The sequence below is a fragment of the Micromonospora sp. BS32 genome (assembly GCF_059089345.1).
Genome location: NZ_JBSSHR010000006.1, coordinates 30,682 through 56,685 on the forward strand (window position 1 = coordinate 30,682; position 26,004 = coordinate 56,685).

The following is a 26,004-nucleotide window of genomic DNA, read 5'->3' on the forward strand; positions in this document are numbered from 1 at the left end:
TGTCCGGGTCCCGTCCGCGCGGCAAAAGTGCCAGCAGCAGGGGCGCGTGAGTCGCCGCCGCAGCGGGTAAGCCGCCGAACCGCTGAAGCCTGAGGGGAAGGCATCGCCATGCTCAGCAAAGAGGATCAGCGCAGATTCGAACAGATCACCCGGCAGCTCCGGGAGAGCGACCCGAAGTTCTTCGCGAGACTCGACCATCGAGCCCGGGCCCGACGTGGACGCTGGCTGATGCTGCTGACGGTCGTGCTGTGGGCGTCGCTGCCGGCGATGACCGTACTGGCCGGGCGGCTCGCCGGCGCGATCTGCGCCGTGGTGCTGGCTGCCAACGCCGGCCTGATGTGGCGGATGCGCCGCCGCTGGCTATGACCGCGGCGGGTCACCACGCGCAGCAGCCGGTCCGAGATCCTGGACGGTCACCGTTCGCGCGGAACGGTCACTGTCCAGGATCCAGGGCGGCGTCCGCGTTCAGGGGTGGCCGAACTCGCGGTAGGCGCGACGCAGCCGTTCCAGCAGGCCCGGCCCGCCGATGGCCGGGGCGGGCGCGCCGAGCTGGCGCAGCAGCAGGTCCGGGCCGGTGGCCAGGCTCGGCGGCCGGTCCGGCAGGGGAACCGGGGCCAGCCAGAACCGGTCCACCGCCTCGTCCAGCGGGGCGGGGGGCAGACCGGTGAGCACCCGCGCCGCTCCGGCGGCGGGCAGGTCCCGCCCGGGCACGCCCGGCGGCGCCGCGCCGGCACCGTCCCCGGTGGACGCTGCGGCGGCCGGCGTGGCGTCCGTTCCGGCCGCCTCGGCGCGCAGAGCGCGCAGCCGGTCGAGCAGCTCGGCGCGACCGCGACCCCGCCAGTGCAGCAGCTGGAACGGGTCGGCGTCGAACGCCTCGGCGAGCAGGTAGAACGTCGCCGCCAGATGCTTGCACGGCACCGCGAAGTCGGGGCAGCTGCACCGCTGGGTCAGCTCCCCCACCCCGCCCGGGAAGAGTGGGGCGCCGGCGGCCGCGAACACCTCCTCCAGCTCCGGTGGGAGATCCCCGGCAAGCAGCCGGGCGCTGAAGAACGCCTGCCCGGCCAGCTCCCGCTCGACCCGGTCCCAGAGCGCCGCCGGGAAGGGCGCCAGCGCGATCGTGACCCGGTACGGCTGCGGCCGGGAGCCCTGCACGTCGGCCTCGACCCGGCCCGGGGTGACCTCGAGCCGGATCACCTGACCCCGCCGCGCGTACGACCGGCCGCGGGTCAGCCGGGTGCCGAGGGCGAACGACTCCAGCACCTCCAGGAACCGGCGGGACCACCAGGAGACCCCGATGGCGCCCCGGGTGCTGCGCGCCTTCAACCCCCCGTCGACCCGGCGCGGCCGGCCGTAGTCGGCGAACCGGCCGGCGCCGTCCGGCGGGGACCCCGGGGCGCTCACTCGACCACCGCCCCGGACTCCAACGCGAAGAGTTCGCGCAGCTGAGAGGTGGAGAGCTCGGTGACCCACTGCTCGCCGGTGCCGACCACCGAGGCGGCCAGGCCGCGCTTGTCGGCGATCATCGCGGCCACCTTCTCCTCGACGGTGCCCGCGCAGACGAACTTGCGGACCTGGACCCGCCGGCGCTGGCCGATCCGGAACGCCCGGTCGGTGGCCTGGTCCTCGACCGCCGGGTTCCACCACCGGTCGACGTGCACGACGTGGTTCGCGGCGGTCAGGGTGAGCCCGGTGCCGCCGGCCTTGAGGGAGAGCACGAAGAGCGCCGGGCCGTCCGCGGACTGGAACCGGGTGACCATCGCGTCCCGGTCGGCCTTGCCGACGCCGCCGTGAAGGAAGAGCACCTCCCGGCCGAAGCGGGCCGAAAGGTGGCCGCGAAGCATCCCGCCGAACTCGGCGTACTGGGTGAAGAGCAGGGCCTTCTCCCCCGCCGCGAGCACCTCGTCGACGATCTCCTCCAGCCGCTCCAGCTTTCCCGAGCGCCCCGGCAGCGGCGAGCCGTCGCGCAGCAGCTGGGCTGGATGGTTGCAGACCTGCTTGAGCCGGGTCATCGTGGCCAGCACCAGGCCGCGCCGCGCCATCCCGTCGCTGGTCTCGATCTTCGCCAGCATGTCGTCGACGATCGCCCGGTAGAGCGAGGCCTGCTCGGCGGTGAGGTTGCAGACCACCTCCATCTCCAGCTTCTCCGGCAGGTCGGAGATGATCGAGGAGTCGGTCTTGAGCCGGCGCAGCACGAACGGGCCGGTGATCCGGCGCAGCCGGGCGGCGGTCTCGGCGTCGCCGTGCCGCTCGATCGGCACCGCGTACGACTGGCGGAAGCTGGCGGCCGGGCCGAGCAGCCCCGGGTTGGCGAACTGCATGATCGACCAGAGGTCGGCCAGCCGGTTCTCCACCGGCGTACCGGTGACCGCGACCCGGTGCCGCGCGGGCAGCGACCGGACCGCCTCGGCCTGCCGGGTGGAGGCGTTCTTGATCGCCTGGGCCTCGTCCACCACCACCCGGTGCCAGCCGACCGAGGCCAACGCGACGGCGTCCCGGGCGGCCACCGAGTACGTGGTCAGCACCAGGTCGGCCTGGTGCACCGCCTCCTCGAACGCCGCGCCCCGGGCCCGGTCCGCGCCGTGGTGCACGTGCACCCGCAGCCCGGGGGTGAACTTCGCCGCCTCCCGCTGCCAGTTGCCGACCAGCGACATCGGGCAGACCAGCAGGGTCGGCGGCGCCTCCGGCGGGTCGGCGGCCAGCAGCGCGAGCAGCTGCACCGTCTTGCCCAGTCCCATGTCGTCGGCGAGCACCCCGCCCAGCCCGAGCGACTGGAGGAAGGCGAGCCAGGCCAGCCCGCGCCGCTGGTACGGCCGCAGGGTGCCCTTGAAGCCCGGCGGCGGGTCCAGCGGGGTCAGCCGCCGCTCCGCCTCCCCGGCGAGCAGGTCGCCGAGGGGGCCGTCCGCGGTCACCTCCAGCACCGGCAGCGCCTCCGCCCGGTCGGCCTCGCCGAGGCCGAGCCGGAGCAGGTCGGCGACGGTCAGCTCACCGGCGGAGCGGAGCAGCCGCAGGCCGGCGGCGAGACGCTTCGGGTCCAGCTCGACCCACCGGCCACGCATCCGCACCAGCGGGGTCTTCAGTTCCGCGAGCGCGGCCAGCTCGTCGGCGCCGATCGTCTGGTCGCCGAGCGCCACCTCCCAGCGGTAGTCGACCAGCGCGTCCAGGCCCAGCCCACCGGAGGTGCTGGCGACGGTGCCCGGCGCGGTCCGGCTGCGCGCCTGGAGGCGGGCGCCGAGCCGGGTCGACGGGCGCTGCCACCACGACGGCAGCAGCACCCCGAACCCGGCGGCGTGCAGCACCGGCGCGCCGTCGCGCAGGAACCGGTGGGCACCCTCGGCGTCCAGCTCCAGCCGTTCCGGCGCGGGCGTCCGCAGCGCGCCGTCCAGCTCCGACCAGAGCCGCCCGGCCCGGCCCAGCTCGGCCAGCAGGGTCTCCTGCGGGCTGTCCAGCCGGCCGACGAGCCCGGCCAGCGTCCCCGGCGCGCGCCAGACCTGGCCGGCGTCGACGTGCAGGCCGGGCTCGTCGGCGGCCTGGAGGCCGAACTCGACCCGCCACGGGCCGCCGGGACGGACCACGGTCGACGGGTCCGCGGGGACCACCACCAGCGGCTCGGCGATCTCGTCCTCGGCGGGCTCGACGAGTCGGAAACTGGCCCGGACCGCGCCACCGGCGGCGTCGCGCTGCCAGGCGTCCAGCTCGGCGCGGAGGGTGGCCAGCGCGTCCGGGTCGGCGGTGAAGCCGCGGTCCGGTCCGGTCAGCGCGGCCAGCCACCGGCCCACCGCCCCGTCGCGCCGGCCGCCGCGGGCCAGGTCGGTGTCGACGAGCGCGACCCGGGCGGCGGCGTCGGTGAGCGCGTCCAGCGCGTCGGCCGCTACCACGCCCGGTCCGGGGTCGACGGCGGCGGCCCGGGCGGCCGGTGGCAGGGCCAGCGCCAGCGAGCGCGCCCAGCCGGCGTCGGTGCCGGTGAGCAGGGGCCGCCACACCGCCCGGGCGACCTCGCCGCCGGCGACCGGTAACCACGGGTCGTCCCCCGGCGCGACGGACCGTTCTCCCGGCGGGACGGGCACCGCCCCGGGCGGGACGGCCGGGCCGGCGACGCCGGGCAGCAGCCGCCCGCGGGCCACCAGGTCGGCCGCGAACGAGGCCAGCTCGGCGAGGTGGCGCAGGCTCGCCCCGGGTACGACCGCCCCGTCCAGGGCCGAGAGCAGGGCGTACGCGGCGTCCGGGGCGTACCGGAGGACGGGTGCCCGCCAACCGGCGAGGGTGACCGGCCCGCGGACCGGTTCCGCGACGGCGGTCCGGACCAGCTCCGGCGAGTCCAGCGGCGAACCGGCCCGGGTGGGCAGGCGCAGCACCACCGTGTCGGCCTCGGCCGGCACGTCACCGAGCGCGGCGGTCAGCGTGGCGTGGTCGGCGGCGAACGGGTGGGGGCGCTCGCGCGGGGCGCGGCCGGGCCGGCGCGGCGCGCGGGCCGGCAGCGCGCTGTTCTCCGCCCAGACGGCGAGACCGGCGCCGACCAGCCACACCCCGTGGATGACCAGCACATGCTCCCCCTCGTCGACGCCCGGGCCAAGGATAGGCGGCGCCGACCGGCTAGCGTCGGCGCCATGTTCGACCTTCTCGTCATCGGCGGCCTCGGCGTGGACATCCGGGCCCGGGTGCCGCAGCTCCCGTTGCCGGCGGCCGACTCGCTCACCGTCCCGCCGATCGAGCTGCGGATCGGCAATACCGGCGCCGGGGTGGCGCTGGCCGCCGCCGCGATCGGGCTGCGGGTGGCCGTGGTGGACGTGCTCGGCACCGACCCGCCGGGCGACGTGGTCCGGGCGGCGCTGGCCCGCAGCACGGTGCGGTCCGTGCTGGCCGACGACCCCGGCGGCACCCGCCGGTCGGTGAATCTGGTCGACCCGGCCGGCCGCCGGATGTCGCTCTACGATCCGCGCCCCTGGCACGGCGGAGCGCCGTTCCCGGCGGACGACCTGGCGGAGCTGGTGCGGGACGCGGCGCACGTCCACGTATCGATCATGGACTGGGCCAGGGACGCCCTCCCGGCGCTGCGCGACGCCCGCGCCGACGGCGTGTCGCTCTCCACCGACCTGCACGACTGGGACGGCGCCAACCCGTACCACCGCCCCTTCGCCGAGGCCGCCGACCTGGTCTTCGTCAGCGGCGTCCAGTTGGGTGAGCGGGCCGGGAAGGTCGCCGCCGGGCTGGCGCCGCGCACGGTCGTGGTGACCCGGGGCGCGGACGGCGCAGAGCTGCACACCGGCCAGGGCGAGCCGCTGCCGGTGGCCGTCGCCACGCCGCCCGCCGCGGTGGTCGACACCAACGGCGCCGGGGACGCCTTCGCCGCCGGGCTCATCGCCGGCCGGCTGCGCGGCGCGGCGCTGCCGGAGGCGGCCGGGTACGCCGCCCGGGTGGCCGCCGCCGCCTGCACCCACGACGGCATGGAGTACCCCGCGGGCCTGCTGCCGCGCGCCTGAGCCGGCCGCCGGGAATCCGGGTCGGAGCGCGCCGGTCTCGCCCCACTGCCCCGGCAAATCCTGCGGGCCGGCGGCGACCGGGGCAGGATGGGCGCATGGCTTCGAACGTGCGGATCCCCCTGGTGGACGGCCCGGCCGACGGCGAGTCGGTCGACGTCGAGCTGGACAGCAACGACCGCCCCCCGCTGACCCACCACCACATGGGGCCGCACGGCCTGGCCGAGGCGCAGATCTACGAGCTGGAGACGGTCGACCACGACGCCCGGCGGTGGTGCTACCGCTGGCGCGGCCCGGCGGTCTGAGGCCGCGGGGGCGTCAGACGACCGCCCGGGACAGGCTCCGGGAGCGGATGCTCTCCAGCACCGCCCGGGTGACGTGGGAGGTGCCGCGGGCCTGGTCGCAGACCTCGGCGACCCGCCGCGCGGTGGACTCCGCCCGGGACTCCCGCTCGTCCCAGAGCCGGTCGACCTCGGCCAGCAGCGGACCCTCGACCTCCCGCTGCAGCCCGCGCAGCGCCGGCACCCCGAGCCGCTGGGCCAGGTCGAAGACCTTGCCGGCGTACGGCAGCGGCAGGAACGGCGTGCCCACCATGGCGGCGAAGATCAGGAAGTGCAGCCGCATGCCGACCGCCAGGTCGAAGTGCTTCATCAGGCCGAGCACCTGCCGGGGCGAGTAGTCACCGTGCAGGATCCGGCCCCGCTCGGCGGCGATCATGTGGGAGAGCACGCCGTGCGAGTGGCGGATGTCGTCGCGCTCCATCGGCACGAAGAGCACGTACGCGTCGATCCGGTGCACCAGGAAGTCGCCGATCTGGGCGAGCAGCCGGTGGTACCCGTCGACGTCGAGCCGCTCGGCGGCCCGGCCGGGCTCTCGGACGCTCAGCCCGACCAGACGCGCCCCGGCGGGTACCCCCTCCTCCCGCAGCAGCTGGGCCGGGAAGTCCTCCGGTTCGAGCAGGAACGCCGGGTCGGCGGTGACGGTGATCGGGTTGACCAGTCCTGCCTCCTCCAGCACCATCCGGGACTCCTGGTCCCGGACGGTCACCTCGGCGGCGGCGGAGAGGGTCTCCCGCACCATGCCGGTGTCCACCGCGTCCGACAGCGGCCCGACCCCCACCGCGTACGTGAGCAGGGGCAGTCCCCGTTCCTGGGCGACCCGGACGACCCGCAGGTAGCGCCGCGCCTCCTTGTCGTAGAGGATGCCGCCACCGCCGAGGATGAGCAGGTCCAGCTCGGCCAGCACCTGGGCCGAGTCGACCCGGCTGACCCCCTCCCAGGGCACCGCCTCCACGTCGGGGTGGGCCAGCGCGGTGTGCGCCGGATTGCGGGAGAAGACGATGATCCGGGCGTTCGGCTCCTGCTGGCGCAGGTCCGCCAGGAGCCCACTGAGGATCGCCTCGTCGCCGAGGTTCCGCCCGCCGTACGAGCCGAGCACACCGATGGTCAGGCCGGTGTCGTCCGTCATCCTCACTCCTCCCGGGTACGTCGGGGCGCGGTTTCCCGCTGCGCGGGTGGACATACCTCAGGCGCGCGGGAGCGGGCCGGTCCGGACACCGACCTCGGACGGCGACGGGCCACGCGACCGGGTCGGAACAGGGCGGCCACGCCGTAATCTGCTTGCCCGGGCCACGGCTGCGGGTCACCGTGGGTGACATGGACGGCCTGACGAAGACCCGGCTCGACTGGGTCGACCTGCCCGCGCACGTCCGGTCGGCCGTGGAGGGGATCCTCGGCGACCAGGTGGTCGAGGCCGTCTCGCAGCCCGGCGGCTACTCCCCCGGCACGGCCGACCGGGTCCGCACCGCCGGTGGCCGGCGGGCGTTCGTCAAGGCGGTCAGCCCGGCGCAGAACGGGGACTCCCCCGGGATGCACCGCACCGAGGCCCGCAACACCGCCGCCCTTCCGGCGTACGCGCCGACCCCCCGGCTGCTGGGCTGCCACGACGACGGCGAGTGGGTGGCGCTGGTCCTCACCGACGTCGACGGCCGGCACCCGGCGACGCCGTGGCGGCCCGACGAGCTCGACGCGGTGCTCGGCGCGCTGGAGACCATGTCCGCCGCGCTCACCCCGAGCCCGGTCGGGCACGCGCCGACCGCCGCCGACCACCTGGCGTACGACTTCGCCGGCTGGCAGCGGATCGCCGCCGACCCGCCGGACGGCCTCGACCCGTGGGCCCGGGCCCACCTGGACGAGCTGTGCGACGCGGCGGACCGGGGCATCGCGGCGCTCGGCGGCGACACGCTCTGCCATCTCGACGTCCGGGCCGACAACCTGCTGGTGGACGCGGCCGGCGCGGTGACCGTGGTCGACTGGCCGTGGGCCAGCCGGGGACCGGCCTGGCTGGACACCGCCCTGCTGCTGGTCAACGTGCGGCTGCACGGCGGCCACGACACCGAGGCGCTGCTCCGCCGGTCACCGCTCACCGCCGACGTCGACCCCCACGCCCTGACCGGCGTGTACGCCGGGCTGGCCGGCTTCTTCGCCGACGCGGCCCGGCGGCCGGCGCCGCTGGGCATCCCCACCGTGCGGGCGTTCCAGCAGGCCCAGGCGGACGCCCTGCTGCCCTGGGTCGCCCAGCGGCTGGGCCAGGCCGCCGACCCGCCGACCGGCCCCGGGGAGGCTCAGCCCGGCGAGCGGACCTCGTGGGTGAGGAACGGCAGCACGACCCCGGGCAATGCCGGCGAGGCGACGATGTCGTAGTGGGTCAGGCCGGGCAGCACGGCCAGCCGGGCCGCGGGCCGGTCGGCGCCGTCCCAGCCGGCGTCCCGGTGGCCGCCGCCGAGCAGGCCGAAGAAATCCGCCATGTGGGTCACCGGAATTGAGTCCGCGTCGGCGTAGACCAGCATGGTGGGTACCGTGAGGGCGGCCACCTCCGCCGACCAGTCGTACTCCCGGCGCAGCAGGTCACCGGTCTTGACCCAGAGGGCCGGCCAGTCCTGCGGGCGGGGCGCGAGCCGCTCGTAGAGCTGGTGCATGGGCGTGCCGCGCATCTGCTCGCCGACCCGCTCGTCCTGGGTCGCCATCGCGGCGAGCACCTCCGGGTACCAGCCCCGCCGCCGGCACGGCACGGAGACCAGCACCAGCCGGCGGAGCAGCCCCGGATGCTGGATCGCGGTACGCAGGGCGACGCCGCCGCCGAGGGAGTAGCCCAGCACGTCCGTCTCGGGCAGGCCCAGGTGGTGGATCAGCGCCGCGACGTCGTCGGCCATCGACTCGTACCGCAGTGGACGGTCCACGTCGGCGGTGCGGCCGTGCCCCTGGAGGTCCACGGCGATCACCTGCCGCCGCGCGGCGAGCGCCGGCAGGACCGGGGCGAACATCTCCACCGCCCCGTAGCCGCCGTGCAGCAGCACCAGCGGGTGACCGCTGCCGTGGACCTCGTACCACAGGCGCAGCCCGTTGACGTCCGCGTAGCTCATCGGGCGCCTCCCTCCGGTCGTGTCCCGTCGCCACCGGGTACCACGTCGTGGGCGCCGATCACGTACCGGCGCAGTTCCCCGTCCGCCCGGGCGGAGCGCACGGCGGTGGGGGTTCGCCGCAGGCCCGCCTTCTCCAGCACCCCGACCGAGGCCACGTTGGCCGGGTCGACGTCCGCGACCACGGTACGCACGCCGGGCAGGGTGAGCGCGAAGGCGACGATCGCCCGGGCGGCCTCGGTGGCGTACCCGAGGCGGCGGCGGGACGGCACGACGCCGTAGCCGAACTCGACCACGCCGTCGGTGGGCGGCCAGAACAGCCCGATCGCGCCGACCACCAGGCCGGTGTCGCGTTCGATGAGCTGGCGGTGGCCGTACGGGTGCTGGCGCTCCGGGTCGGCCGCGAGCTGGCCGACTCTGATCCGGTCCACCTCGGACGGGAAGTCGGCCGTCCAGTGCGGCAGCCGGTCGCCGGAGACGACGGCGGTGATCTCGGGGAGCGACCACGGCCGCAGCACGAGGCGGTCGGTGGTCAGGTCGGTGTCACAAGGTGCGGGTACCACGCGGATCTCCTGGTCACGAGGAGCGACCGGGTCGCGGGCTTCAGCGCGACGCAACCCGGATGAGGGCATGATGCGGCGACTCCTGGTGTCCCATGGCCTCATCCTCCTCGCTGCCGGTCGCGGACGCCCGCGCCGTCGGACCGTACCAGCGCGACGGCCGGCACGCGCACGTCTTTTCGGCCCGGCGCCGGTCCGGGTGTCAGCCGACCCGGTCGGCGAGCACGCCTCGACCGACCGTCGCGCGGTCTCCGGGGTGACCGCCGTGCCCGGCGCGCGTTACGTTGCCCGCCATGACCGCCGACCAGCCGGACGACCTTGTACCCGGGCAGGTGCTCGCCTACCGGGCCCGCAGCGGCCGGTACCACCTGTTGCGGGTGGCCGGGTTGCTCGACATGGGCGCCGGCTGCACCCAGACGGCCATCCGCTTCCTGGCGTACAACGAGCCACGGCTGCCCGATCCGGCGCTGCTGGCCACCATCCCGGACCGCCGCCGCCATCCCCGGTGGAAGAAGACCGAGCTGCGGATCGTTGACGACGAGCCAGCCTCCCGCGCCGCGGCGGGGCTGACCGCGGTAGGTGCCCTGCCCGGTCCCGCCTCGTCCGAGGAGGCGGATCCGAAGGGCACCGCCACCTGGCAGCAGGTCGCGGCGTACCTCGAGACCCGGGACGCGATGATCTGACGGCACGCCTGCCTGCCGGGGCGGGCCCGGGAAGGAGCGGCGCGGAACTGGTGGGTGACACGGCCGTCGCCGGCATGGGAAGCTACCGGCCGGTAACGTCGTCGACGGAAGGCAGCGACATGACGGACGTGGCGGATCCCAGCTGGCCGAAGCCGGCGGCGCTCGACCCCGCCGTCGCGCGCCACGCCTGGCGGGTGACCGAGCCCCTGCACGGGATGATCTACTTCGTGCCCGAGGCGCACGAGCGGTACGCCGCCCTCGGCATCGCCGAGCCGGCCGGCTACTTCGCCTCCCGGGCGGCTGCCCTGGGGCCGGTCGGCCCCGGCCCGGTCGTCGCCACCTTCTTCAACTTCAATCCGGACCTCGTCGCCCGGGTGCTGCCGGCCGCCTGGGAGCGGGCGACGCCGGCGGCCGTGCTGACCGCCCGGCTGGAGGCCGCCGGTGCGGCCCTGACCCGCGCGCTCGGCGACGCGGTGCACGGCCCGGAGATGGTCGAGGCCGCCGAGCTGGCCCGGCGCGCGGCCGAGTCCGCGACCGTCTATCCCGAGGGGCGGCCACTGTTCGCCGCCCACGCTGCGCTGCCCTGGCCGGAGCAGCCGCACCTGGTTCTCTGGCAGGCCCAGACGGTGCTGCGGGAGTTCCGCGGCGACGGGCACGTGGCCGCACTGGTGCTCGCCGGCCTGACCGGGTTGGAGGCACTGGTGCTGCACGCCGCGTCCGGCGAGGTGCCGGTCCGCTTCCTGCGCCGCACCCGAGGCTGGAGCGGCGAGCAGTGGGCCGACGCGGTCGAGCGGCTGCGCGGGCGCGGGTTGATCGAGGGCGACGAGCCGGCCCTGAGCGACCGCGGGCGGGCGCAGCGTGCGTGGATCGAGGCGGCCACCGACCGGCTCGCCACCCCCGCGTACGCGGTGCTGGGCGCCGAGGGGTGTGCCCGCCTCGCCGAGCTGACCCGGCCGATGAGCCGGGCGGTGGTCGGCGCGGGGCTGCTCAACGTCGACAACGCCGTACCGTCGCGTGCCGACCGGGTGGCGTCCCGCTCGACATGAACCCGGCCCAGATCTTCTCCGGACCGACACGTCTCAGGCGATGATGCCGCGGCGACGGGCCTCGGCCACGGCGGTGGTGCGGTTGTCGACCCGGAGCTTGGCGAACACCTGGACCAGGTGGGACTTGACGGTGGCCTCGGTGATGAACAGGGCCCGCCCGATGGCCTGGTTGGACAGTCCGTCGGCGACCATGGACAGGATCTCGGTCTCCCGGGCGGTCAGCGCCGGTTGTGGAGAGCGGGCGCGTTCGACCAGCCGGGTGGCCACCGAGGGGGCCAGCACGGTCCGACCGGCGGCAGTGTCGTGCACGGCGCGGCGCAGCTGCTCGGGGGCGGCGTCCTTGAGCAGGTAGCCGGTGGCGCCGGCGGCGATGGCCGGCAGGATGTCGGCGTCGCGGTCGTACGTGGTCAGGATCAGCACCCGCGGTGGGTCGGGCAGGCGGCGGATGCGGGCGGTGGCTTCGGCGCCGTCGACTCCGCCGCCGAGCTGCAGGTCCATCAGCACGACGTCGGGCCGCAGCGCCCGTGCCTGGGCGACGCCGTCGTCGCCGGTGGCGGCCTCGCCGACGACGATGATCGCCGGGTCGGTGCCGAGTGCGGCGCGTAGCCCGCCCCGCACGACCGGATGGTCATCGACGAGCAGGACCCGGATCTCAGTCATCGGTGGGCTCCCGGCGGGGCACGGTGAGGTTGAGGGCGGTGCCGCGCCCGGGCGCGGAGTCGATCTCGACGCTGCCACCGACCTCGGCGGCGCGGCCGCGCAAGCCGGTCAGGCCCAGCCCGGTGCCGGTGCTGGGCCCCATGGGCAGGAGGGGGTCGAAGCCGACGCCGTCGTCGACGACGTCGAGGCTGAGGGTGTCGGGCAGGAAGGTCAGGGTCACCTCCACCCGCCGCGCCCGGGCGTGGGCGCGCACGTTGGCCAGCGCTTCCTGGGCGCCGCGCAGCACCGCCACCGCCACCGGCGTGGGCACCGGGACCGGTTCACCCTCCACGTGCAGCCGGGCGACCAGGCCCGGCTGGTCGGCCACGATGCGGCTCAGCGCATCGGGCAGCGACCGGCCGGCCAGCTCGGCAGGCGTCAGATCCCGGACCAGCCGGCGGGTGTCGGTGAGTGCGGTACGGGCGGCGGCGATCGCGGTGTCGAGCTGGGCGCGCAGTGCCGCGGCCGGAGTGGGATCGGTGTCGCGGGCGGTGCGCAGGACCAGCACGATGCTGGTCAGGCTCTGGGTGACGGTGTCGTGGATCTCGCGGGCCAGCCGTTCGCGTTCGGACAGCACCCCGGCCCGCCGCTCGGACGCGGCCAGCCGGTCACGGGTGGCGGTCAACTGGTCGATCAGCGCCGCCCGCTGCCGCACCTGCTCGGCCATATCCCGGTAGACCACGGTGATGACCACCGCCACCGTCGCACCCACCAGCGGCCCCACCACCGTCGCCGAATCCAGCCGGCCCCGGTCCAGCGCGATCGCGGTGACGGCGCCGGCGGTGACCACCACCACCGCCGGCACCGAGAGGACCAACGGCAGCATCTGGGTGTAGAGCAGGAACAGCGGGAATGCCAGCCACACGAAGCTCACCGAGGCGGCGACCAGCCCGGCCCAGCCCGCGGTCAGCACCACCAGCCACCCGGCGGCCCACCGCCGGGCGCGGCTGCGGCGGGCCAGCACCACCCCGGCGGCGTACCAGCCGGCCAGCCCGACCGCGCCGCCGGCCAGCAGCCAGCGCCGCGGCCCCGCCCCCGCTCCGGTCACACCGACGAGCAGCAGCACCGCGAAGAGCACGTGCTCGCTGCGGCGCAGCAGCACCAACGCGACCGGACGCGACCAGGCGGCAGACATGGTGCCGATCACGCTAGCCGCCCCACTCGTCGTACGACGCGTTTCGGCGGGTGGGGACGCGGCGGCGGCTCATCGTCCCGCTCGGTCGACCGCGGCGGCCGACACGTCGACGGCCCGCGCGGGCAGCGTTCCCGTGACCTCGGCCCCGGCAGCAGGCTGCCGGGTTACCCGGTGACGCAGCCGGCCCGGCCACCAGATCCGGTCACCGGCCAGGGCCACCACCGCGGGAACCACGATGCTGCGTACCAGCAGGGTGTCGATCAGCACGCCGAGCCCGACGATCAACCCCAACTGGGCGAGCATGGTCAGCGGCAGCACCCCCAGAGCGGCGAACACGCCGGCCAGTACCAGCCCGGCGCTGGTGATCACGGCGCCGGTGTGGGTGACCGCCTCCACCACCCCGCCGCGGGTACCGTGTGCGGCTGCCTCCTGCCGGGTGCGGTGGGCGAGGAAGATCGTGTAGTCGATGCCGAGTGCGACGAGGAACAGGAACGCCACCAGCGGCACGTTGACATCCAGGGCGGGAAACCCGAAAAACCGGGTGCCCACGAACGTTCCCACCCCGATCGACGCGACCGCCGCCGCCAGGTTCACCGCCACCAGCAGCAGCGGAGCCACCAGCGCCCGCAGCAGCAGAGCGAGCAGCACGAACGCCACGGCCAGGATCAGCGGCGCGATGGTGAGCAGGTCGTCGCGGAACGCGACACGCACGTCCAGGGCCTGCGCATCCTGGCCGCCCACCAGCGCGTCGGCGCCCGGCACCGTTCGCACCGCCGCGCGCAGCTCGCGTACGGCGTCCAGGCTTGCGGCGCTGCCCGGCTGCGCCGAGCCGACCACGGCCAACCTGGCCAGCCCGTCGGCGGTCCCGGCCGGGCGCACCGAGGTCACCCCCGGTACCCGGAGCGCGGCCTCGGTGACCGACTCCGCGGTCGAGGAGTTGGCGATCACGGTCAGCGGCGCCGACTCACCGGCCGGGAAGTGGCGGGCGAGCGCCCGCAGCCCGGCTGCGGACTCCGACGGGACCCTGAACTGCTCGAGCTGGCTGAGGCCCACCCGGGCGCCGATCAGCCCGCCGGCCGCCACCGCGAGCACCAGCAGCGAGGCGGCCAGCACCGGTCCCGGCCGCCGGGTCACCGCTTCCGCCGTACGCCGCCACACCCGTCCCGCCGCCGGCTCGGCGCCGACCCTCGGCACGAACGGCCAGAACAGCCGCCGCCCGCACACCGCCAGCGCCGCGGGCAGCATCAGCAGCGCGAACGCCAGCGCGATCACCAGTCCGGCCGCGGCGGCCAGTCCCAGTCCCCGGGTGCTGGGCATCGCGGCCAGCAACAGGGTCGACAGCGATGCCACCACGGTGAGGTTGCTCGCCACGATTGCCGGGCCGGTTGCGCGCACCGCCGCGGCCAGCGCCGCCCGGTGATCGTCGCTGCGGTGGAGCTCCTCGCGGTAGCGGGAGATCAGCAGCAGGGCGTAGTTCGTGCCGGCACCGAAGACCAGCACGCTGATGATCCCGGCGTCGAACGGCAGTTTCGCCACCTCGCCGAGCTCGGCCGTCACCACCGCGGCGACCTGATCGGCCAGACCCACCACCGCCAGCGGCACCAGCCACAGGATCGGCGACCGGTAAGTGAGCAGGAGCAGCAGTGCCACGATGCCGATCGTCACCGCCAGCAACGTGACGTTCGCCCCGTCGAACGCCGAGGCGATGTCGGCCCCGAACGCCGGCCCACCGGTGATCCGCACCGTCAGCGCGGCCGGCGCGGCCTCCCGCGCCGTGACGCGCAGCCGGTGAACGGTGTCGGCGATCTGCTCGCTCGACCGGTCGACGTCGACCATCACGGTCACCACCGTCGCCCTGCCGTCCTCGGACCGGATCGGTGGCGAGGCCGGCCGATCCGCGTCCTCCGCCAGCTTCTGCCCCACGTTCGTGGCGGCAACCAGGTCGTCGTCGGTCAACGTGCCGCCGTCGTGGCGGGTGAACACCGCCACCACCGGCGCCAGCCCGTGGTGCGGGAAACGCTTCTCGATCTGCTGCACCCGGGCCGCCTCCGACCCGGTCGGCAACGCCTTGCCCGCGCCCGGCGCCTGGGCCCCCCGCAGCGCTCCGGTGACCGCCGCCGCCACGACCAGACCCGCCACCAGGACGAGCCATGCGGTCCTGCGGCCGGCCACCAGCCGCGCCACACGGTGCCATACGCCTGCCATCAGATTCCCCTTGTCGAATCGCCACCACACATCCGACACCCACGCTAGGAGCGCAGCTGGCCGGTGGCCTGGCGCGAAAGTGGAGACCTCGAACCCAACGAAAGTCGCAGGTGCTCGGGCGGCGGTTCACAGGCACGACCTGCTCCGGCACGCTGCTGACCGACCGGGCGGCACCGGAGCTCGACGAAGTCGCATCGCGCGCCGGCCGCCGGCGAGGGCGTGTCCTGCCGATCACGAAGTGGTTCTCGTATATCGGGCATGGCAAGCTCTCGCGGTGGCCACCTATGACGTCGCACTCCTGCTGCTTGTCGATCCCTCAGGCGCGGTGCTTCTACAGCACCGCGATGAAGGCGCGACCGCCTCGCCGAACCAGTGGAGCCTGCCAGGCGGCCATGTCGAGCCCGGCGAGTCGCCTGAGCAGGCGGCCCGCCGCGAACTGCGGGAAGAGACGGGTCTGACAGCGGGTGAGCTGCACCCGCTGTGGAGTGGTCCGCGTCCGTACGAGGCGGGCTTCCCCCACTCTGTGACGGTCCACGTGTTCTGTGGCACGACCAGGGCGCGGCAGGAGGACGTGGTACTCGGCGAGGGACAGGCCGTGGTGTTCGTCCCCCGAGACGAGGTACTCGACCGTGAGCTGGCGGTCTCCTCCGCGCTGGTCCTGTCTTCGCACCTCGAGGGCACATGACACGTGCCGCCACTGCGCCGCGTGGACGCGCTTCGGCTACCTCAGGCGGGTCACGACGGCGGCGGACACCAGGCCGCGCCTGACAATCCCATCACCGCCGGCCAGCCGGCAGCCAGGATCGCCACCGCAGCGACCAGCCAGGGCCACCAACGTCGACCCCGGTGCAACCGTGTCATGGCGAGACCGAGGCAGAGCGTGCCCGCAACGCCCGCCGAGCAGGCCACGACCCACACGAACGTCCCGTTGTCGGGTCCCCATCCCGCGGACTCCTGGCGACACCAACCGGGACTGGTGATCTCGGGGCTGAACCAGGCGAGCATCCCCGCGTACGCGAACAGCACCGGACCCGTCACAGCCAAGCTCAGGACTGTCACCACGATCCGCGGTCCCCGGGCGGGCACCGCCACGACGGGCTGGGCGGCCTCGAGGTCGGTCATGCCGGCACTTTTCGCACCGTCGTCGGCTCTCCACCTCTTCGCCTGGCTACTGCCGCGCCTCGTTGCTCGCAGTCCCCTGTGTCCGACTGTTGACAGCCGGAAAACCATACGGGTAATGGGCGTCCACTCCTGCGGCCAGTCACACTCGCGCAGTGAAGCACCGCGCTCCCCCGCCGGCCGGAGTCCTCTCGAAAGCCAAGCGCTACCCGGCGACGGTCATCGAGGTCACCTTCGCGGTGCTGCTGATCCTCTGCTCTTGCGGTAACGCCTTGGGCGAGTTCCTCAGCGACGACGAGCCGACGACCACCCCTTCGGTGAGCGCAAGCGCCGACCGCATCGCCGCCCTCCCCTCCAACTCCGCCCCGGCCAGTCCATCGCCGACGCCGAGCAAGACGACCAAGCCCACCCCGAAGCCGACGCGCAGCCCCCAGTCGACGGTGAGGCGCACCACCCACCCGTCCATGCGCAACGGTGTGCACCCCGGCGGGTCCTGCAAGGCGGCCGGCGCGGTGGGACGCACCAGCACAGGGAAGCTGATGGTGTGCAAGCGCTCGGCCGGAGACAATCGGCTGCGGTGGCGGACCGCCTGACCGACGCCCGGATTACCAGCCTCCCAGCGCTTCGCTACACCAGGTCGGCTTACAGCGCGCCGAACACCCCGACAGTCCCCGGGAAGACGGCCTCGACTGGATCTTCACATCGCACTGGCCCAGACGATTCGCATCCATCAGGCACCCGAACTTTTCGGTGTTAACGCGGTTACGGGACATCGTTCGATGACATCCGATGTCGTCTTGCACTGCGGAGCATGGCCCCTCTGCCGCCTTGTGTGGTCTGGTCTCGGCCGTCGCTGGTCGTCTCGCTGTCTCCTCGCTGCCTCTCCCTTTGGTTCTCGACTGGCCGGACCGAGCACGTTTACGCCTAGGCCGATTTGGTACTCGCAACTTGACTGCACCTGGTCAGGGCGGCGGGCACAGTCAACGTGGGGATATCGGCCGTCGCCCGCAGGCCAGCATCGGCAGAAATGGCCACTCAACCCAGTAGGGAAGGAACCCACCATGAATGGCCGACCGAACATCGTCCTCGTCCACGGTGCATGGGCCGACGGCTCCTGCTGGAGCGGCGTTATCGAGCGCCTACAGGCCGATGGCTACCACGTGACGGCCCCGCAGTTCCCCTTGACCTCGACGGCCGATGATGTCGCCCGGCTACGCCAAGTCCTGACCTTGCAGGACGGCCCGACGATCGTGGTCGGGCACTCCTACGGCGGCCAGATCATGACCGCCCTCGGCACCGACGCGCCGAACGTGGCCGGGCTGGTATACATCGCGGCCTTCGGGCTCGACCAAGGGGAATCGCTCGCCGCCCTGCTGTCGCAAGGACCCACACCGCCGGCGCTGGCGCACCTGTTCACCGACAAGCAGGGCTACATGTGGCAGCCGCAAGACGACTTCGTCCAGCACTTCGCCGCCGACGTCGACCCGGTCCGGGCCAAGGTGATGCACGCCGTACAGCAGCCAATTGCCAGCTCAACCTTCTCGGAAGCGATGGGCGTCCCGGCCTGGAAATCGCTACCGTCCTGGTACCTGATCGCCACGCAGGACCAAGCGATCCCGCCGGACGCGCAGCGCATGTTCGCCAGCCGCATGGGCGCCACCACCAGCGAAGTCCCTGCCAGCCACGTCCCGATGGTTTCTTACCCCGACGAAGCGGCACAGCTCATCAAGGCGGCAGCCGAAACCCGGACCGCAATGCCGGCGGGTCATGCAGGCAGCTGACAAAAGCCACAAGCAGCGGTGGAGGCCCGCTGTGTGGCCGCATACCGATCGTTGGCACTGCTGCTGCCAGCTCAGAGTAGTTCGCGGCGGGCCACCAGCACCGGAGGTGCGGCATGGACGAGGATGCGCGCGAGCAGGGGCTGCTCACCGCCCTAACCACGGAGCATTTCGTGCTCCAGACCTCCCGCAGCGCCACGATCACCGAGTCCGTTGGGCGGGCGACCGTGTTCCTGTCACTGCTCTCCGCCTCGCTGATCGGGCTCGGCTTCGTCTCCAGCAGCGGCCACCTGATCAAGCCGTACCTCGGCGCGGTGCTGCCGACCCTGGTGATCACTGGTCTGCTCACCTTCGGCCGGCTAGTTCAAAACATGGTGGAGAACTCGCTGAACCTCAAGCGCATCCAGCGCATCCGCGCCTACTACCACCGCCAGCTCGCCGGTGAGCACGACTTCTTCGCCGACGCGGTCACCGGCGGGGGCGACGTGCAGGCAATCTCGGCGGCGGTGGGCGGCAGGCCGGCTCGCTGGCAACTGCTGCTGACCACGGCAGCGATGGTGGGCGCTGTCAACGCACTGCTGATCGGCCTGGGCGTCGCCCTGCTGACCGGGGTGCTGGGCGGATCCGCCGCGCTGGCGATCGCGCTCGGTGTGGCGGTGGCACTGGTCGCCTTCGCCGCACAGCTCGCGTACATCAAACGGGCCTCGATTTGGCTGACCGGCTGATCGCCGGTGGGCGCTACCCAAGCGTCAGACGTTGAAGCGGAACTTGGAGCTGCCGGCCCGCCACCAGCGGGAACGTGCTCGGCCCCTGCTCGCACGGCTTCTGAGGCTGTCATTGTTGGTCGCTGGCCGACGACGTTTGACGGTGTCTTGTTGGCCCCTGTGTGCCCCACACTGCCCGGAGCGGGCGATGCTCGGTTACCTCGCGCGGCGCTGTGCCCGGGTCTGCCGACGTCCAGGCAAGTACCTCGGGAAGTGTTCCCTGGTTACTCGTCCTCGGCACCGCCCGAGCGGTGGGCAAATCGTCGGATCGACCGTCAAAAGTCTTCAAGCTCAAGCGACTGCTCTGCAACGTCATGGAAGGCATCGTGCGCCTCCCGCTGATCCGCGAACGCTGGACTGAGGTGGACCAGATCCTTGGCCTCGCCAAGGCTGACGCCCCGCATGGTGCGGACCGCCTTGACGCAGGAGATGATCCAGAATCCTTCCCTGCGCATGAACGCCGGCGGGTTCAACCGGTCAGCGCAACGGTCTCGTGGGTCAGCGAGAAATCTCGTTGATCCATGAGGAAGACTTTGATAAGGGCCCATCTGACGGTTGAGCAACGACAGTTGGCGCGACGGCTCAGCGCGCGGGGTCTGTCGTTACGGGAGATCGGCCGGCAGGTCGGCTGCTCCCATGAGGTCGTGCGTGCCATCGCGCGCCGCGATTCGAAGCAGCCCGTGCGATCAGATCCCTGGGAGCCTGGGCCGGGGCGGCTGACCTTGGCCGATCGGGAGGAGATCAGTCTCGGCCTGCGTGACGGGGAGTCGTTCACCGCGATAGCGGCCAGGCTCGGCAGGGCCGTCTCAACGGTCTCCAAGGGAGGGGCCGGCAATGGCGGCCGAGGCGACTACCGGGCATGGCGCGCGCATCAGCGTGCTCGAGCGCGGGCCCGCCGGCCGAAGACCCCGAAGCTTTTGGCCTGCCCTCGGCTGGCCGGGAAGTTCGTTGAATGGCTGCGGGCCTGGTGATCCCCGCACGAGATCTCGCAACGCTTGCCAATCGAGTTTCCGGGCGATCCCCTGATGCGGGTGAGCCACGAAACCATCTACCAGGCCCTGTTCGTGCAGGGCCGCAGTGAGCTACGCCGAGAGTTGGCCCGCTGCCTGCGCACCGGGCGGGTCAAGCGCCGGGCCCGCCAGCGGCCCGAGGACACCGGCCGGATCCCGGACATGGTGATGATCAGTGAACGCCCTGTTGGGGCCGACGACCGTGCGGTGCCCGGCCACTGGGAGGGCGATCTAATCCTCGGCAAGGACAGCAAGTCCGCAGTCGGCACCCTGGTGGAGCGAAGTACCAGGTTCCTGGTGCTGCTGCATCTACCCGAGGGCCGCACCCCGCACAGCGTCGAGCACGCGATGCGGCAGGCCATCGCCGCCCTGCCCGACGAACTGGTTCGCACCATCACCTGGGACCAGGGCAAGGAGATGTCCCCAGCTCACGCCGCAGCCGATCGACCTGCAACTGGCCGGCATTGACCGCGTCGCACAGCGCCCCATGACCGCGGCAGTGCTCGACGGCTAGCGACAACCCGACCAGACTCCCCACCGGACCATCCGCACACAACACCGCATCAGCTCGAACAACGCGTCCGCCCGCCGGTGCAGACAGTCATAGACCGCCTCCCGGAACGCCGCCAGCATCCCCAGCTCAGCAACCGACCCCGCATCGTGCACACCGATCACGGCAGCCCTTGTCTTTGGTCACGGTTTCCTTCGCAAGAACCATGATCAGACAAGGGCTGTCTTCGTGATCAACCGGGTTGCATCGCCGGACCCGGAAGGTTAAACGACAAGCTAAGCCACTCCACCGCGTAAGCCGGTGATCCGATCAGTTAGACCCGAATCGTCCCACACCCCCAAAGTCACGGGATCACCCTCTGAGAGGCTAAGGTCAATTCTCTTATAGTCAATCACACTGTCAGTGCCCGCGGGAACGTAAGGACCAAAGGTTTGAATTGTTGCCTCATTGAGGAGATTCGTATAAACACTATCGCCGTCATTTCGCGTGTCATAGACGTAGAGAATTTCGCCATAAGGGTGGAATTCTTGCTTCGCCACCATTCCACTGCCGTCATGAAGTTCGATTTTTAGCGCACGCCCCCCCGTATCTTTGTAGAAGTACGTGTCATCTGCCGAGTCGTAGAGAACGCACTTGTCGGTTTGAGCAGTGACCGCCAGGTCACCCGAAATGCGTGCACAGTTACCGGTATCCACTACGGCCCACTTAACAGTGAGCCCGCCGTATGCCTGGGCGGGGCTTGCGATGAAGAAGATTGAGGATATCATTGCGAGGCTTGCAACAAGCCCCCCAGATAGAAGTCGGCGCAGTCGGCGCTGTGATCTATGCACATTCTCTCCTCGGAAAGATGAAGAATACAAGCCATAGAGCGAATACCGCTTACTCCAGTTGGGCTCGCCAATGAACAGTAGGGCTTGACTTTTGGCCGTGTCAAGATCTCGGAACCCGCGCCGCGCTTCTTCCCCGGCAGTGGCCGCAGCCAAGGCATTCCTTCTGACCGTTTGGTCAGGTAGACCCTGATTTTTCGTGGGTCTGGCGCGTGTCGATGAAGGACGAGACTCGACTCGACCGTTCGAACCGGGGAACGGCGTGACATGGCTCGATCCTCCACAAGAGGTCGGGCCGCTATCAAACCCGGGGCGATTCACTGGTCTTCTTGTTCAACATGTTGTCCCGGTCTGTGATCGTTCGCAGGTGCCCGCCGGTTTGGCTGCTCGCTTGGCTGCTCGGCGCAACCCTGGCGTGGCATTCGTCTGCTGCCTTGGCCCCTGCCGAAGCTTCTGGTCCCTAGCTTGCGGCAGAGCGGTTGGCTTCAGTCGGGTGCCCTTGTCAGCCAGTCGATTGAAGGTGGTCGTGATTGCTGAGGTCTCTCGCCTGCCATCCCTGTCTGCCGTCGACCCGCCGCCCTGGGGAGCGGGCCGCCGCCCGGCCCGCCACGTCAAGCGGACCTTGACGGCTCGCACGGACGCTGGCGGGCTGGGCGGTGGTCTGCTCGGCTCGCCCGGGTCGATGGCAGACAGTGAGGATGGTGGGGTGGGTCGCCGGGTTGGTCTGACTCACCGGCAGACCGACACTTGCTGTCCTGATCCCGATTCGTCGGCTGGCTCGGTGGCCCCGACAGCTGCATCACCCATCAAGTGGAGCCCGACAATTCTGGTCAGGGCGTTCTGGTCAGGGTGTCCCGCCGGCCGGGCCTGACCCGAGTTTGAACCGGCTCCGTGCCCTGAAGTTGACCCGTCGGCGCGGCAGGCGGGGCACCGTTCTCGGCGCGTGCACGGGCCGGCGTGGTGACCTGATTAGGAGCTTGGGTTCGTCCCTCATCCCCGTTTAGTCCAGCGTTCTCCTCGTGTTCAGCGGTCGAGCTGTGACGTACCAGATAGGAGGCGGAGTGAACGAGGACCTGGGCGTGACGGTAGGGGTCGACACCCACAAGGACGTGCATGTCGGGGCGGTGGTGGATCAGGCTGGCAGGTCTACTCGCATGCCAACCTCGACGCGATGCGTCAGGCGCTCGGTCATCGGCCGAATCTCTGATCTTCGGTCTGGCATTCTTGCTGGTCAATCATGGTGGGCGCGGCAGGTTTCGAACCTGCGACCCCTCGCTTGTAAGTTCTGGGCAGCCTTCCGACCGCGTCCGTCTCCGGCCGGCCCGGCCATGTCTGACCGACCAGGAGGACGTGATCGTGCGCGGCCGTCCGTAATCGTTGCTACAGCCGCTGCTACACCACCGGCATCCATCGCGGATGCCGGGTCAGAGGACCGGGTGCCTGGCCGCACGGTCCGGAGGTGTCGGCTGCTGTCGTTCTTGGCCCGGCCCGGTGAGGCGGCGCGTCCCGCCCGCCAGGCCGACTTGACCGCGGCAAGCCTCGCTTTGGGCCGTTGACACGAAACCGCGTAATCAGGATGTTACGGTCTTTCGGTCATGTGACAGACAAAGGGGCTGGAAGATGAAGATGAAGACCATTGCGCTCGTGCCGGCGGTGCTGGCAGCGGCCGTTCTGCCGATTGCGGCGCCCGCGTCGGCCGCGCCCGGCAACATCGGCTTCGGCTTCAACGCGACCCGCATCAGCGGCTTCCCAACAGGTGCGGCCAGACTCACCGGCGGCGGTGCCTACAACCCGGGCACAGGTTTCGTCAAGTCCGCTGGCGGCTTCCGGTGCACCAGCGACGTCGGCCAGGGCCCGCTGGCCGGGTGCCTCGCCGGCCAGGGCGTTCGCTGGGACACGGTCGAACTGCTTGCGAGCACGACCTTCAAGTGCACCGGGGCAACGGCGGAGTCCCTCAAGACCGCGAAGACCGATGAGGACACGATCGTGCTCCTCGCCGACTTCTACCGCGCCGGTGACGGTAACGACGAGTCCTTCACTGCGCAGATGATCGTCTCCGCCGGCGACATCGCACCCGACATCGCCGGGATCCAGAACGTCTGGATTCAGGGCGTCGGCTGCGCCCCGGCGATCGTGCATTTCAGCTCCTGAAAGGCGACCCGGCAGGAGTAGACCACAAAACCGCCGAGCTGTCCGGGCACCTGACCCGCCATCGTTCCTTGCTCATTGGTTCACCATGGTCTCGCTCGATCCGGTAAGGATTCGGGCGTGCCGCTGGTGATCGCAGAGGCGGAACAGCCGTTTCTGCTTCTTGAAGTGCACGGTCGCTTTTGGTGGCCCGACTAGAACACCCTGTCCTCGCCAGGACTCCGCGCTGGCCGTGACGTGCTCATTTGTCGTTTCGGTCAGGCTGCTCGTCGGTATTCGTTAAGGACGCCACCGAGGACCCGTCGTCGTCGTACGGGCGCGTCGATCGACACGACAACACCCGGCCGTCGTCGGAACGGGCATGTAGCGGGCACGGCCAGCGCAAGAAGCGGTAGCAACGATCGAGGCCCCAGCCAGGAAACCTGTCCTGAGCTGGGGCCTCACGCTGGAACGGTGACGGGAATCGAACCCGCACTGTCAACGCCCTTCAATGCCCTGCGGGCGGATCTGTGGCTCCCGTTCGGATTGCGGACAAGGGGGACTTGAACCCCTAAACCGCTAGGTGGTGGCAGATCCACAGAACGTGGAGCCAGCGGCCCCCTGACCTGGATCGCGTTCCTCGGTGCCTCTCGACGTTTCGCATGCGTTGTCGCTGTCGGCTGTGCCGGATCTGTGCCCGATGATCTCCGGATACCAAGCAGCGCACCGAAGATGGTCTGGACCCCGGACGCCTGCCTTGCAAAGGCGGCTCGATGCCGTGGACGCTTGCCGATCAATGTCGACGACTGGCGTTGGCGTCAAGGACCTTGCTGTCCTGTACCAGGGGTTGTCGGCTGTTGTCGCGCGTCTCGCTGACTTCTTGCTGACGGACAGCCCTGATGAGGCGGCACTTGAACCTGAACCTATGGATTGCCGGCGGGCCGGGCGCTGACGGCCTGGTGAGCAGGTCACGAGTCTCGGCCGGCCAACCGAGGGCTGTGACGGTGACCTGAGTAGTGGATACGGACGGTGGCCCGGGGAATTCTCCCGGGCCACCATCGCCTTCATCCGATACTCAGTGCCGTGCCTTGCGCTCCTCTTCGCTGCGGTGGTTGCTTCCGGCCTTGGCCAGACCGCGGCTACCCAGGTAGCCGAGGGTCAGCAGCGTGATGAAGAACCAAGCCTGGTTGGCGCGGAAGATGTCTACGCCGACCGAGTTCTTCCCAACCAACTGCGACGCGGCCAGCACTCCGACCACTGCCGCGATGTAGACCCAGAACTCGGTTGTCCGCAGCGACGGCTTCGTCTCCGTTCCGGGCGCCTGAACCGGCCGCTCGCCGTCCATCACCATGGGCATCTGGCGCGGTGCCTCCCGCGCCCCCGCCGCCCGGTCGGGTGCCTGCTGTCTGGATGCAGCCTGTGTGCTCATCTTTCCTCCTGGATGCGATGAGTCATTCCCTGCATTCCCCCGCCCTGATGCCGAGTTCCGGCCACGTACGTTCGCTGGTTCACGGCGAGGTCATCCGTGTCTACCCGACCCCCCGAAGCGGTAACTCCCACCACCGAACGGGGATCCGTAACTCGTTGTGACGCACCAGACAGGTCAGCCGCGCCAGCGGCGACCTGGTACAACGGGGCCTATCGCAGCGCGGAGCCCCGCCGGACCTTCGATGATGCAGACCGACGGGGCTCCGTGTTGCTTCGGGCGACCTACCGGTTGGTACGCGGGTCGTTGTCGCGCGTGCGGCTGCCGGCCTTGGCCAGGCCCCGGCTGATCAGGTAGCCGACGGTCAGCAGGGTGATGAACCACCAGGCCTTGTCGCACGTTGAAGATCTACGCGCATACGAACCTTGAGGCGATGCGGGCGGCGGTGAAGCGTCTTGACGACGAACTGGACTAAGCCGTCCTCGTTGCTACATGCGCTGCTACAAACGAGGCGCGAGCGTGATCTTGTGATTGGCTCCATTGCTGGTCAATCGTGGTGGGCGCGGCAGGTTTCGAACCTGCGACCCCTCGCTTGTAAGGCGAGTGCTCTCCCACTGAGCTACGCGCCCGGAACGCCCGTAGGAGCGGGCCGGAGGCTGGCAAGCTTACCTGCCGGCCACCGGCCCGGTCGAACGGTGTGCCCCGGTCAGGGCGTCAGGCGGCGACGGCCTCGGCGAGGGCCTTGCGCCAGCCCTGCTGGTCCCGCGCCTCGCCCGGCATGTTCATCTCGGCGAACCGGACGACGCCAGCCTTGTCGATGACGAAGGTGCCCCGGTTGGCGATGCCGGCGACGTCGTTGAAGACGCCGTACGCCTGGGCGACCGCGCCGTGCGGCCAGAAGTCGGCCAGCAGCGGGAACTGGTAGCCCTCCTTCTCGGCCCAGATCTTGTGGCTGTACACCGAGTCGACGCTGACCGTGAGCACCTGGACGTCGTCGTTGACGTACTCGTTGAGGTTGTCCCGCACCTCGCAGAGCTCGCCCTGGCAGATGCCGGTGAACGCGAGCGGGTAGAAGACCAGCAGCACGGTGCGCTTGCCGCGGAAGTCCGAGAGACGGACCTCCTGGTTGTTCTGGTCCTTGAGCACGAAGTCCGGCGCCTCGGCGCCAACCTCGATCGGCATGCAAGCTCCTCGGGAGTTGAGTCTCGGTGGCATCAGCCTG

At 71.5% G+C, this 26,004-nt stretch carries 26 protein-coding genes, 1 tRNA gene and 1 pseudogene; 12 read left to right on the forward strand and 16 right to left on the reverse strand.

The window, feature by feature from the left end; all coding sequences use genetic code 11:
* Positions 1 to 108 precede the first annotated feature (108 nt).
* On the forward strand, positions 109 to 366 hold the full coding sequence (locus AC5RWQ_RS11635) for a DUF3040 domain-containing protein (RefSeq protein WP_334485799.1): 258 nt from the start codon (positions 109 to 111) through the stop codon (positions 364 to 366).
* 99 nt (positions 367 to 465) lie between these two features.
* Here AC5RWQ_RS11635 and AC5RWQ_RS11640 read toward each other — a convergent pair whose 3' ends face one another.
* Entirely contained in the window at positions 466 to 1,401 is a 936-nt protein-coding gene (locus AC5RWQ_RS11640; protein ID WP_494282753.1) for an SWIM zinc finger family protein, read from the reverse strand.
* A complete protein-coding gene (locus AC5RWQ_RS11645) occupies positions 1,398 to 4,541 on the reverse strand; it encodes an SNF2-related protein (protein WP_494282754.1) in 3,144 nt (1,047 codons plus the stop codon). The genes AC5RWQ_RS11640 and AC5RWQ_RS11645 overlap by 4 nt, the downstream gene beginning before the upstream one ends.
* A gap of 63 nt (positions 4,542 to 4,604) precedes the next feature.
* On the opposite strand from AC5RWQ_RS11645, the gene AC5RWQ_RS11650 reads away from it, so the two are divergent.
* The gene (locus tag AC5RWQ_RS11650) at positions 4,605 to 5,477 is read left to right on the forward strand and encodes a carbohydrate kinase family protein (RefSeq protein ID WP_494282755.1); all 873 of its coding nucleotides are present in this window, start codon (positions 4,605 to 4,607) and stop codon (positions 5,475 to 5,477) included.
* A 95-nt stretch (positions 5,478 to 5,572) separates the two neighbouring features.
* On the forward strand, positions 5,573 to 5,779 hold the full coding sequence (locus AC5RWQ_RS11655; RefSeq protein WP_494282756.1) for a DUF8847 domain-containing protein: 207 nt from the start codon (positions 5,573 to 5,575) through the stop codon (positions 5,777 to 5,779).
* A gap of 13 nt (positions 5,780 to 5,792) precedes the next feature.
* On the opposite strand, the gene AC5RWQ_RS11660 is transcribed toward AC5RWQ_RS11655, so the two are convergent.
* Positions 5,793 to 6,941, reverse strand: a complete 1,149-nt coding sequence (locus tag AC5RWQ_RS11660; protein ID WP_494282757.1) for a polysaccharide pyruvyl transferase family protein — start codon at positions 6,939 to 6,941, stop codon at positions 5,793 to 5,795.
* 188 nt (positions 6,942 to 7,129) lie between these two features.
* On the opposite strand from AC5RWQ_RS11660, the gene AC5RWQ_RS11665 reads away from it, so the two are divergent.
* Positions 7,130 to 8,176: a phosphotransferase family protein gene (locus AC5RWQ_RS11665; protein WP_494282758.1), complete on the forward strand. Its 1,047-nt coding sequence runs from the start codon at positions 7,130 to 7,132 to the stop codon at positions 8,174 to 8,176.
* On the opposite strand, the gene AC5RWQ_RS11670 is transcribed toward AC5RWQ_RS11665, so the two are convergent.
* The gene (locus tag AC5RWQ_RS11670) at positions 8,098 to 8,895 is read right to left on the reverse strand and encodes an alpha/beta fold hydrolase (RefSeq protein WP_494282759.1); all 798 of its coding nucleotides are present in this window, start codon (positions 8,893 to 8,895) and stop codon (positions 8,098 to 8,100) included. The genes AC5RWQ_RS11665 and AC5RWQ_RS11670 overlap by 79 nt on opposite strands.
* On the reverse strand, positions 8,892 to 9,455 hold the full coding sequence (locus AC5RWQ_RS11675) for a GNAT family N-acetyltransferase (protein ID WP_494282760.1): 564 nt from the start codon (positions 9,453 to 9,455) through the stop codon (positions 8,892 to 8,894). Before AC5RWQ_RS11675 ends, AC5RWQ_RS11670 begins: the two co-directional genes overlap by 4 nt.
* A 290-nt stretch (positions 9,456 to 9,745) precedes the next feature.
* On the opposite strand from AC5RWQ_RS11675, the gene AC5RWQ_RS11680 reads away from it, so the two are divergent.
* Both AC5RWQ_RS11680 and AC5RWQ_RS11685 read left to right on the forward strand, forming a co-directional pair.
* Positions 9,746 to 10,135, forward strand: a complete 390-nt coding sequence (locus tag AC5RWQ_RS11680; RefSeq protein WP_494282761.1) for a hypothetical protein — start codon at positions 9,746 to 9,748, stop codon at positions 10,133 to 10,135.
* A gap of 119 nt (positions 10,136 to 10,254) precedes the next feature.
* A complete protein-coding gene (locus AC5RWQ_RS11685) occupies positions 10,255 to 11,181 on the forward strand; it encodes an SCO6745 family protein (RefSeq protein ID WP_494282762.1) in 927 nt (308 codons plus the stop codon).
* A gap of 33 nt (positions 11,182 to 11,214) precedes the next feature.
* Here AC5RWQ_RS11685 and AC5RWQ_RS11690 read toward each other — a convergent pair whose 3' ends face one another.
* The 3 genes from AC5RWQ_RS11690 to AC5RWQ_RS11700 all read right to left on the reverse strand — a co-directional run bounded on the left by AC5RWQ_RS11690 (position 11,215) and on the right by AC5RWQ_RS11700 (position 15,220).
* Positions 11,215 to 11,841 (reverse strand): response regulator, encoded by a 627-nt coding sequence (locus AC5RWQ_RS11690; protein ID WP_494282763.1) that lies wholly within the window; start codon positions 11,839 to 11,841, stop codon positions 11,215 to 11,217.
* Positions 11,834 to 13,015 (reverse strand): sensor histidine kinase, encoded by a 1,182-nt coding sequence (locus AC5RWQ_RS11695; RefSeq protein ID WP_494282764.1) that lies wholly within the window; start codon positions 13,013 to 13,015, stop codon positions 11,834 to 11,836. The genes AC5RWQ_RS11690 and AC5RWQ_RS11695 overlap by 8 nt, the downstream gene beginning before the upstream one ends.
* Before the next feature lie 69 nt (positions 13,016 to 13,084).
* Positions 13,085 to 15,220: an MMPL family transporter gene (locus tag AC5RWQ_RS11700; protein ID WP_494282765.1), complete on the reverse strand. Its 2,136-nt coding sequence runs from the start codon at positions 15,218 to 15,220 to the stop codon at positions 13,085 to 13,087.
* A gap of 274 nt (positions 15,221 to 15,494) precedes the next feature.
* Between AC5RWQ_RS11700 and AC5RWQ_RS11705 the strand changes: the two genes are divergently transcribed.
* On the forward strand, positions 15,495 to 15,905 hold the full coding sequence (locus AC5RWQ_RS11705) for an NUDIX hydrolase (protein WP_494282766.1): 411 nt from the start codon (positions 15,495 to 15,497) through the stop codon (positions 15,903 to 15,905).
* Between the two features lie 50 nt (positions 15,906 to 15,955).
* On the opposite strand, the gene AC5RWQ_RS11710 is transcribed toward AC5RWQ_RS11705, so the two are convergent.
* Together AC5RWQ_RS11710 and AC5RWQ_RS11715 are read right to left on the reverse strand one after the other, a co-directional pair.
* Entirely contained in the window at positions 15,956 to 16,342 is a 387-nt protein-coding gene (locus AC5RWQ_RS11710) for a hypothetical protein (RefSeq protein ID WP_494282767.1), read from the reverse strand.
* 202 nt (positions 16,343 to 16,544) lie between these two features.
* A complete protein-coding gene (locus tag AC5RWQ_RS11715) occupies positions 16,545 to 16,862 on the reverse strand; it encodes a hypothetical protein (protein ID WP_494282768.1) in 318 nt (105 codons plus the stop codon).
* Between the two features lie 538 nt (positions 16,863 to 17,400).
* Here AC5RWQ_RS11715 and AC5RWQ_RS11720 point away from each other — a divergent pair.
* Positions 17,401 to 18,120 (forward strand): alpha/beta fold hydrolase, encoded by a 720-nt coding sequence (locus AC5RWQ_RS11720; protein WP_494282769.1) that lies wholly within the window; start codon positions 17,401 to 17,403, stop codon positions 18,118 to 18,120.
* Positions 18,121 to 18,233: 113 nt separating this feature from the next.
* A complete protein-coding gene (locus tag AC5RWQ_RS11725; RefSeq protein WP_494282770.1) occupies positions 18,234 to 18,842 on the forward strand; it encodes a hypothetical protein in 609 nt (202 codons plus the stop codon).
* A 314-nt stretch (positions 18,843 to 19,156) separates the two neighbouring features.
* On the opposite strand, the gene AC5RWQ_RS11730 is transcribed toward AC5RWQ_RS11725, so the two are convergent.
* Positions 19,157 to 19,354, reverse strand: a complete 198-nt coding sequence (locus AC5RWQ_RS11730) for a hypothetical protein (protein ID WP_494282771.1) — start codon at positions 19,352 to 19,354, stop codon at positions 19,157 to 19,159.
* A gap of 48 nt (positions 19,355 to 19,402) precedes the next feature.
* Between AC5RWQ_RS11730 and AC5RWQ_RS11735 the strand changes: the two genes are divergently transcribed.
* Positions 19,403 to 19,852 (forward strand): helix-turn-helix domain-containing protein, encoded by a 450-nt coding sequence (locus AC5RWQ_RS11735; protein WP_494282772.1) that lies wholly within the window; start codon positions 19,403 to 19,405, stop codon positions 19,850 to 19,852.
* 54 nt (positions 19,853 to 19,906) lie between these two features.
* The gene (locus tag AC5RWQ_RS11740) at positions 19,907 to 20,359 is read left to right on the forward strand and encodes an IS30 family transposase (RefSeq protein WP_494282773.1); all 453 of its coding nucleotides are present in this window, start codon (positions 19,907 to 19,909) and stop codon (positions 20,357 to 20,359) included.
* Here the strand turns inward: AC5RWQ_RS11740 and AC5RWQ_RS11745 are convergent.
* Positions 20,298 to 20,524, reverse strand: a pseudogene (locus AC5RWQ_RS11745) (NF041680 family putative transposase); the annotation flags it as partial. The gene AC5RWQ_RS11740 and the pseudogene AC5RWQ_RS11745 sit on opposite strands and share 62 nt — an antisense overlap.
* Positions 20,525 to 20,677: 153 nt before the next feature.
* Positions 20,678 to 21,232: a hypothetical protein gene (locus AC5RWQ_RS11750; protein ID WP_494282774.1), complete on the reverse strand. Its 555-nt coding sequence runs from the start codon at positions 21,230 to 21,232 to the stop codon at positions 20,678 to 20,680.
* 1,617 nt (positions 21,233 to 22,849) lie between these two features.
* On the opposite strand from AC5RWQ_RS11750, the gene AC5RWQ_RS11755 reads away from it, so the two are divergent.
* Positions 22,850 to 23,380: a hypothetical protein gene (locus AC5RWQ_RS11755; protein ID WP_494282775.1), complete on the forward strand. Its 531-nt coding sequence runs from the start codon at positions 22,850 to 22,852 to the stop codon at positions 23,378 to 23,380.
* Positions 23,381 to 24,431: 1,051 nt separating this feature from the next.
* Here AC5RWQ_RS11755 and AC5RWQ_RS11760 read toward each other — a convergent pair.
* The 3 genes from AC5RWQ_RS11760 to AC5RWQ_RS11770 all read right to left on the reverse strand — a co-directional run bounded on the left by AC5RWQ_RS11760 (position 24,432) and on the right by AC5RWQ_RS11770 (position 25,964).
* The gene (locus AC5RWQ_RS11760) at positions 24,432 to 24,785 is read right to left on the reverse strand and encodes a hypothetical protein (protein WP_494282776.1); all 354 of its coding nucleotides are present in this window, start codon (positions 24,783 to 24,785) and stop codon (positions 24,432 to 24,434) included.
* Between the two features lie 551 nt (positions 24,786 to 25,336).
* Positions 25,337 to 25,411, reverse strand: a tRNA-Val gene (locus AC5RWQ_RS11765).
* A gap of 85 nt (positions 25,412 to 25,496) precedes the next feature.
* Positions 25,497 to 25,964, reverse strand: a complete 468-nt coding sequence (locus tag AC5RWQ_RS11770; protein WP_334485760.1) for a peroxiredoxin — start codon at positions 25,962 to 25,964, stop codon at positions 25,497 to 25,499.
* Positions 25,965 to 26,004: the final 40 nt, after the last annotated feature.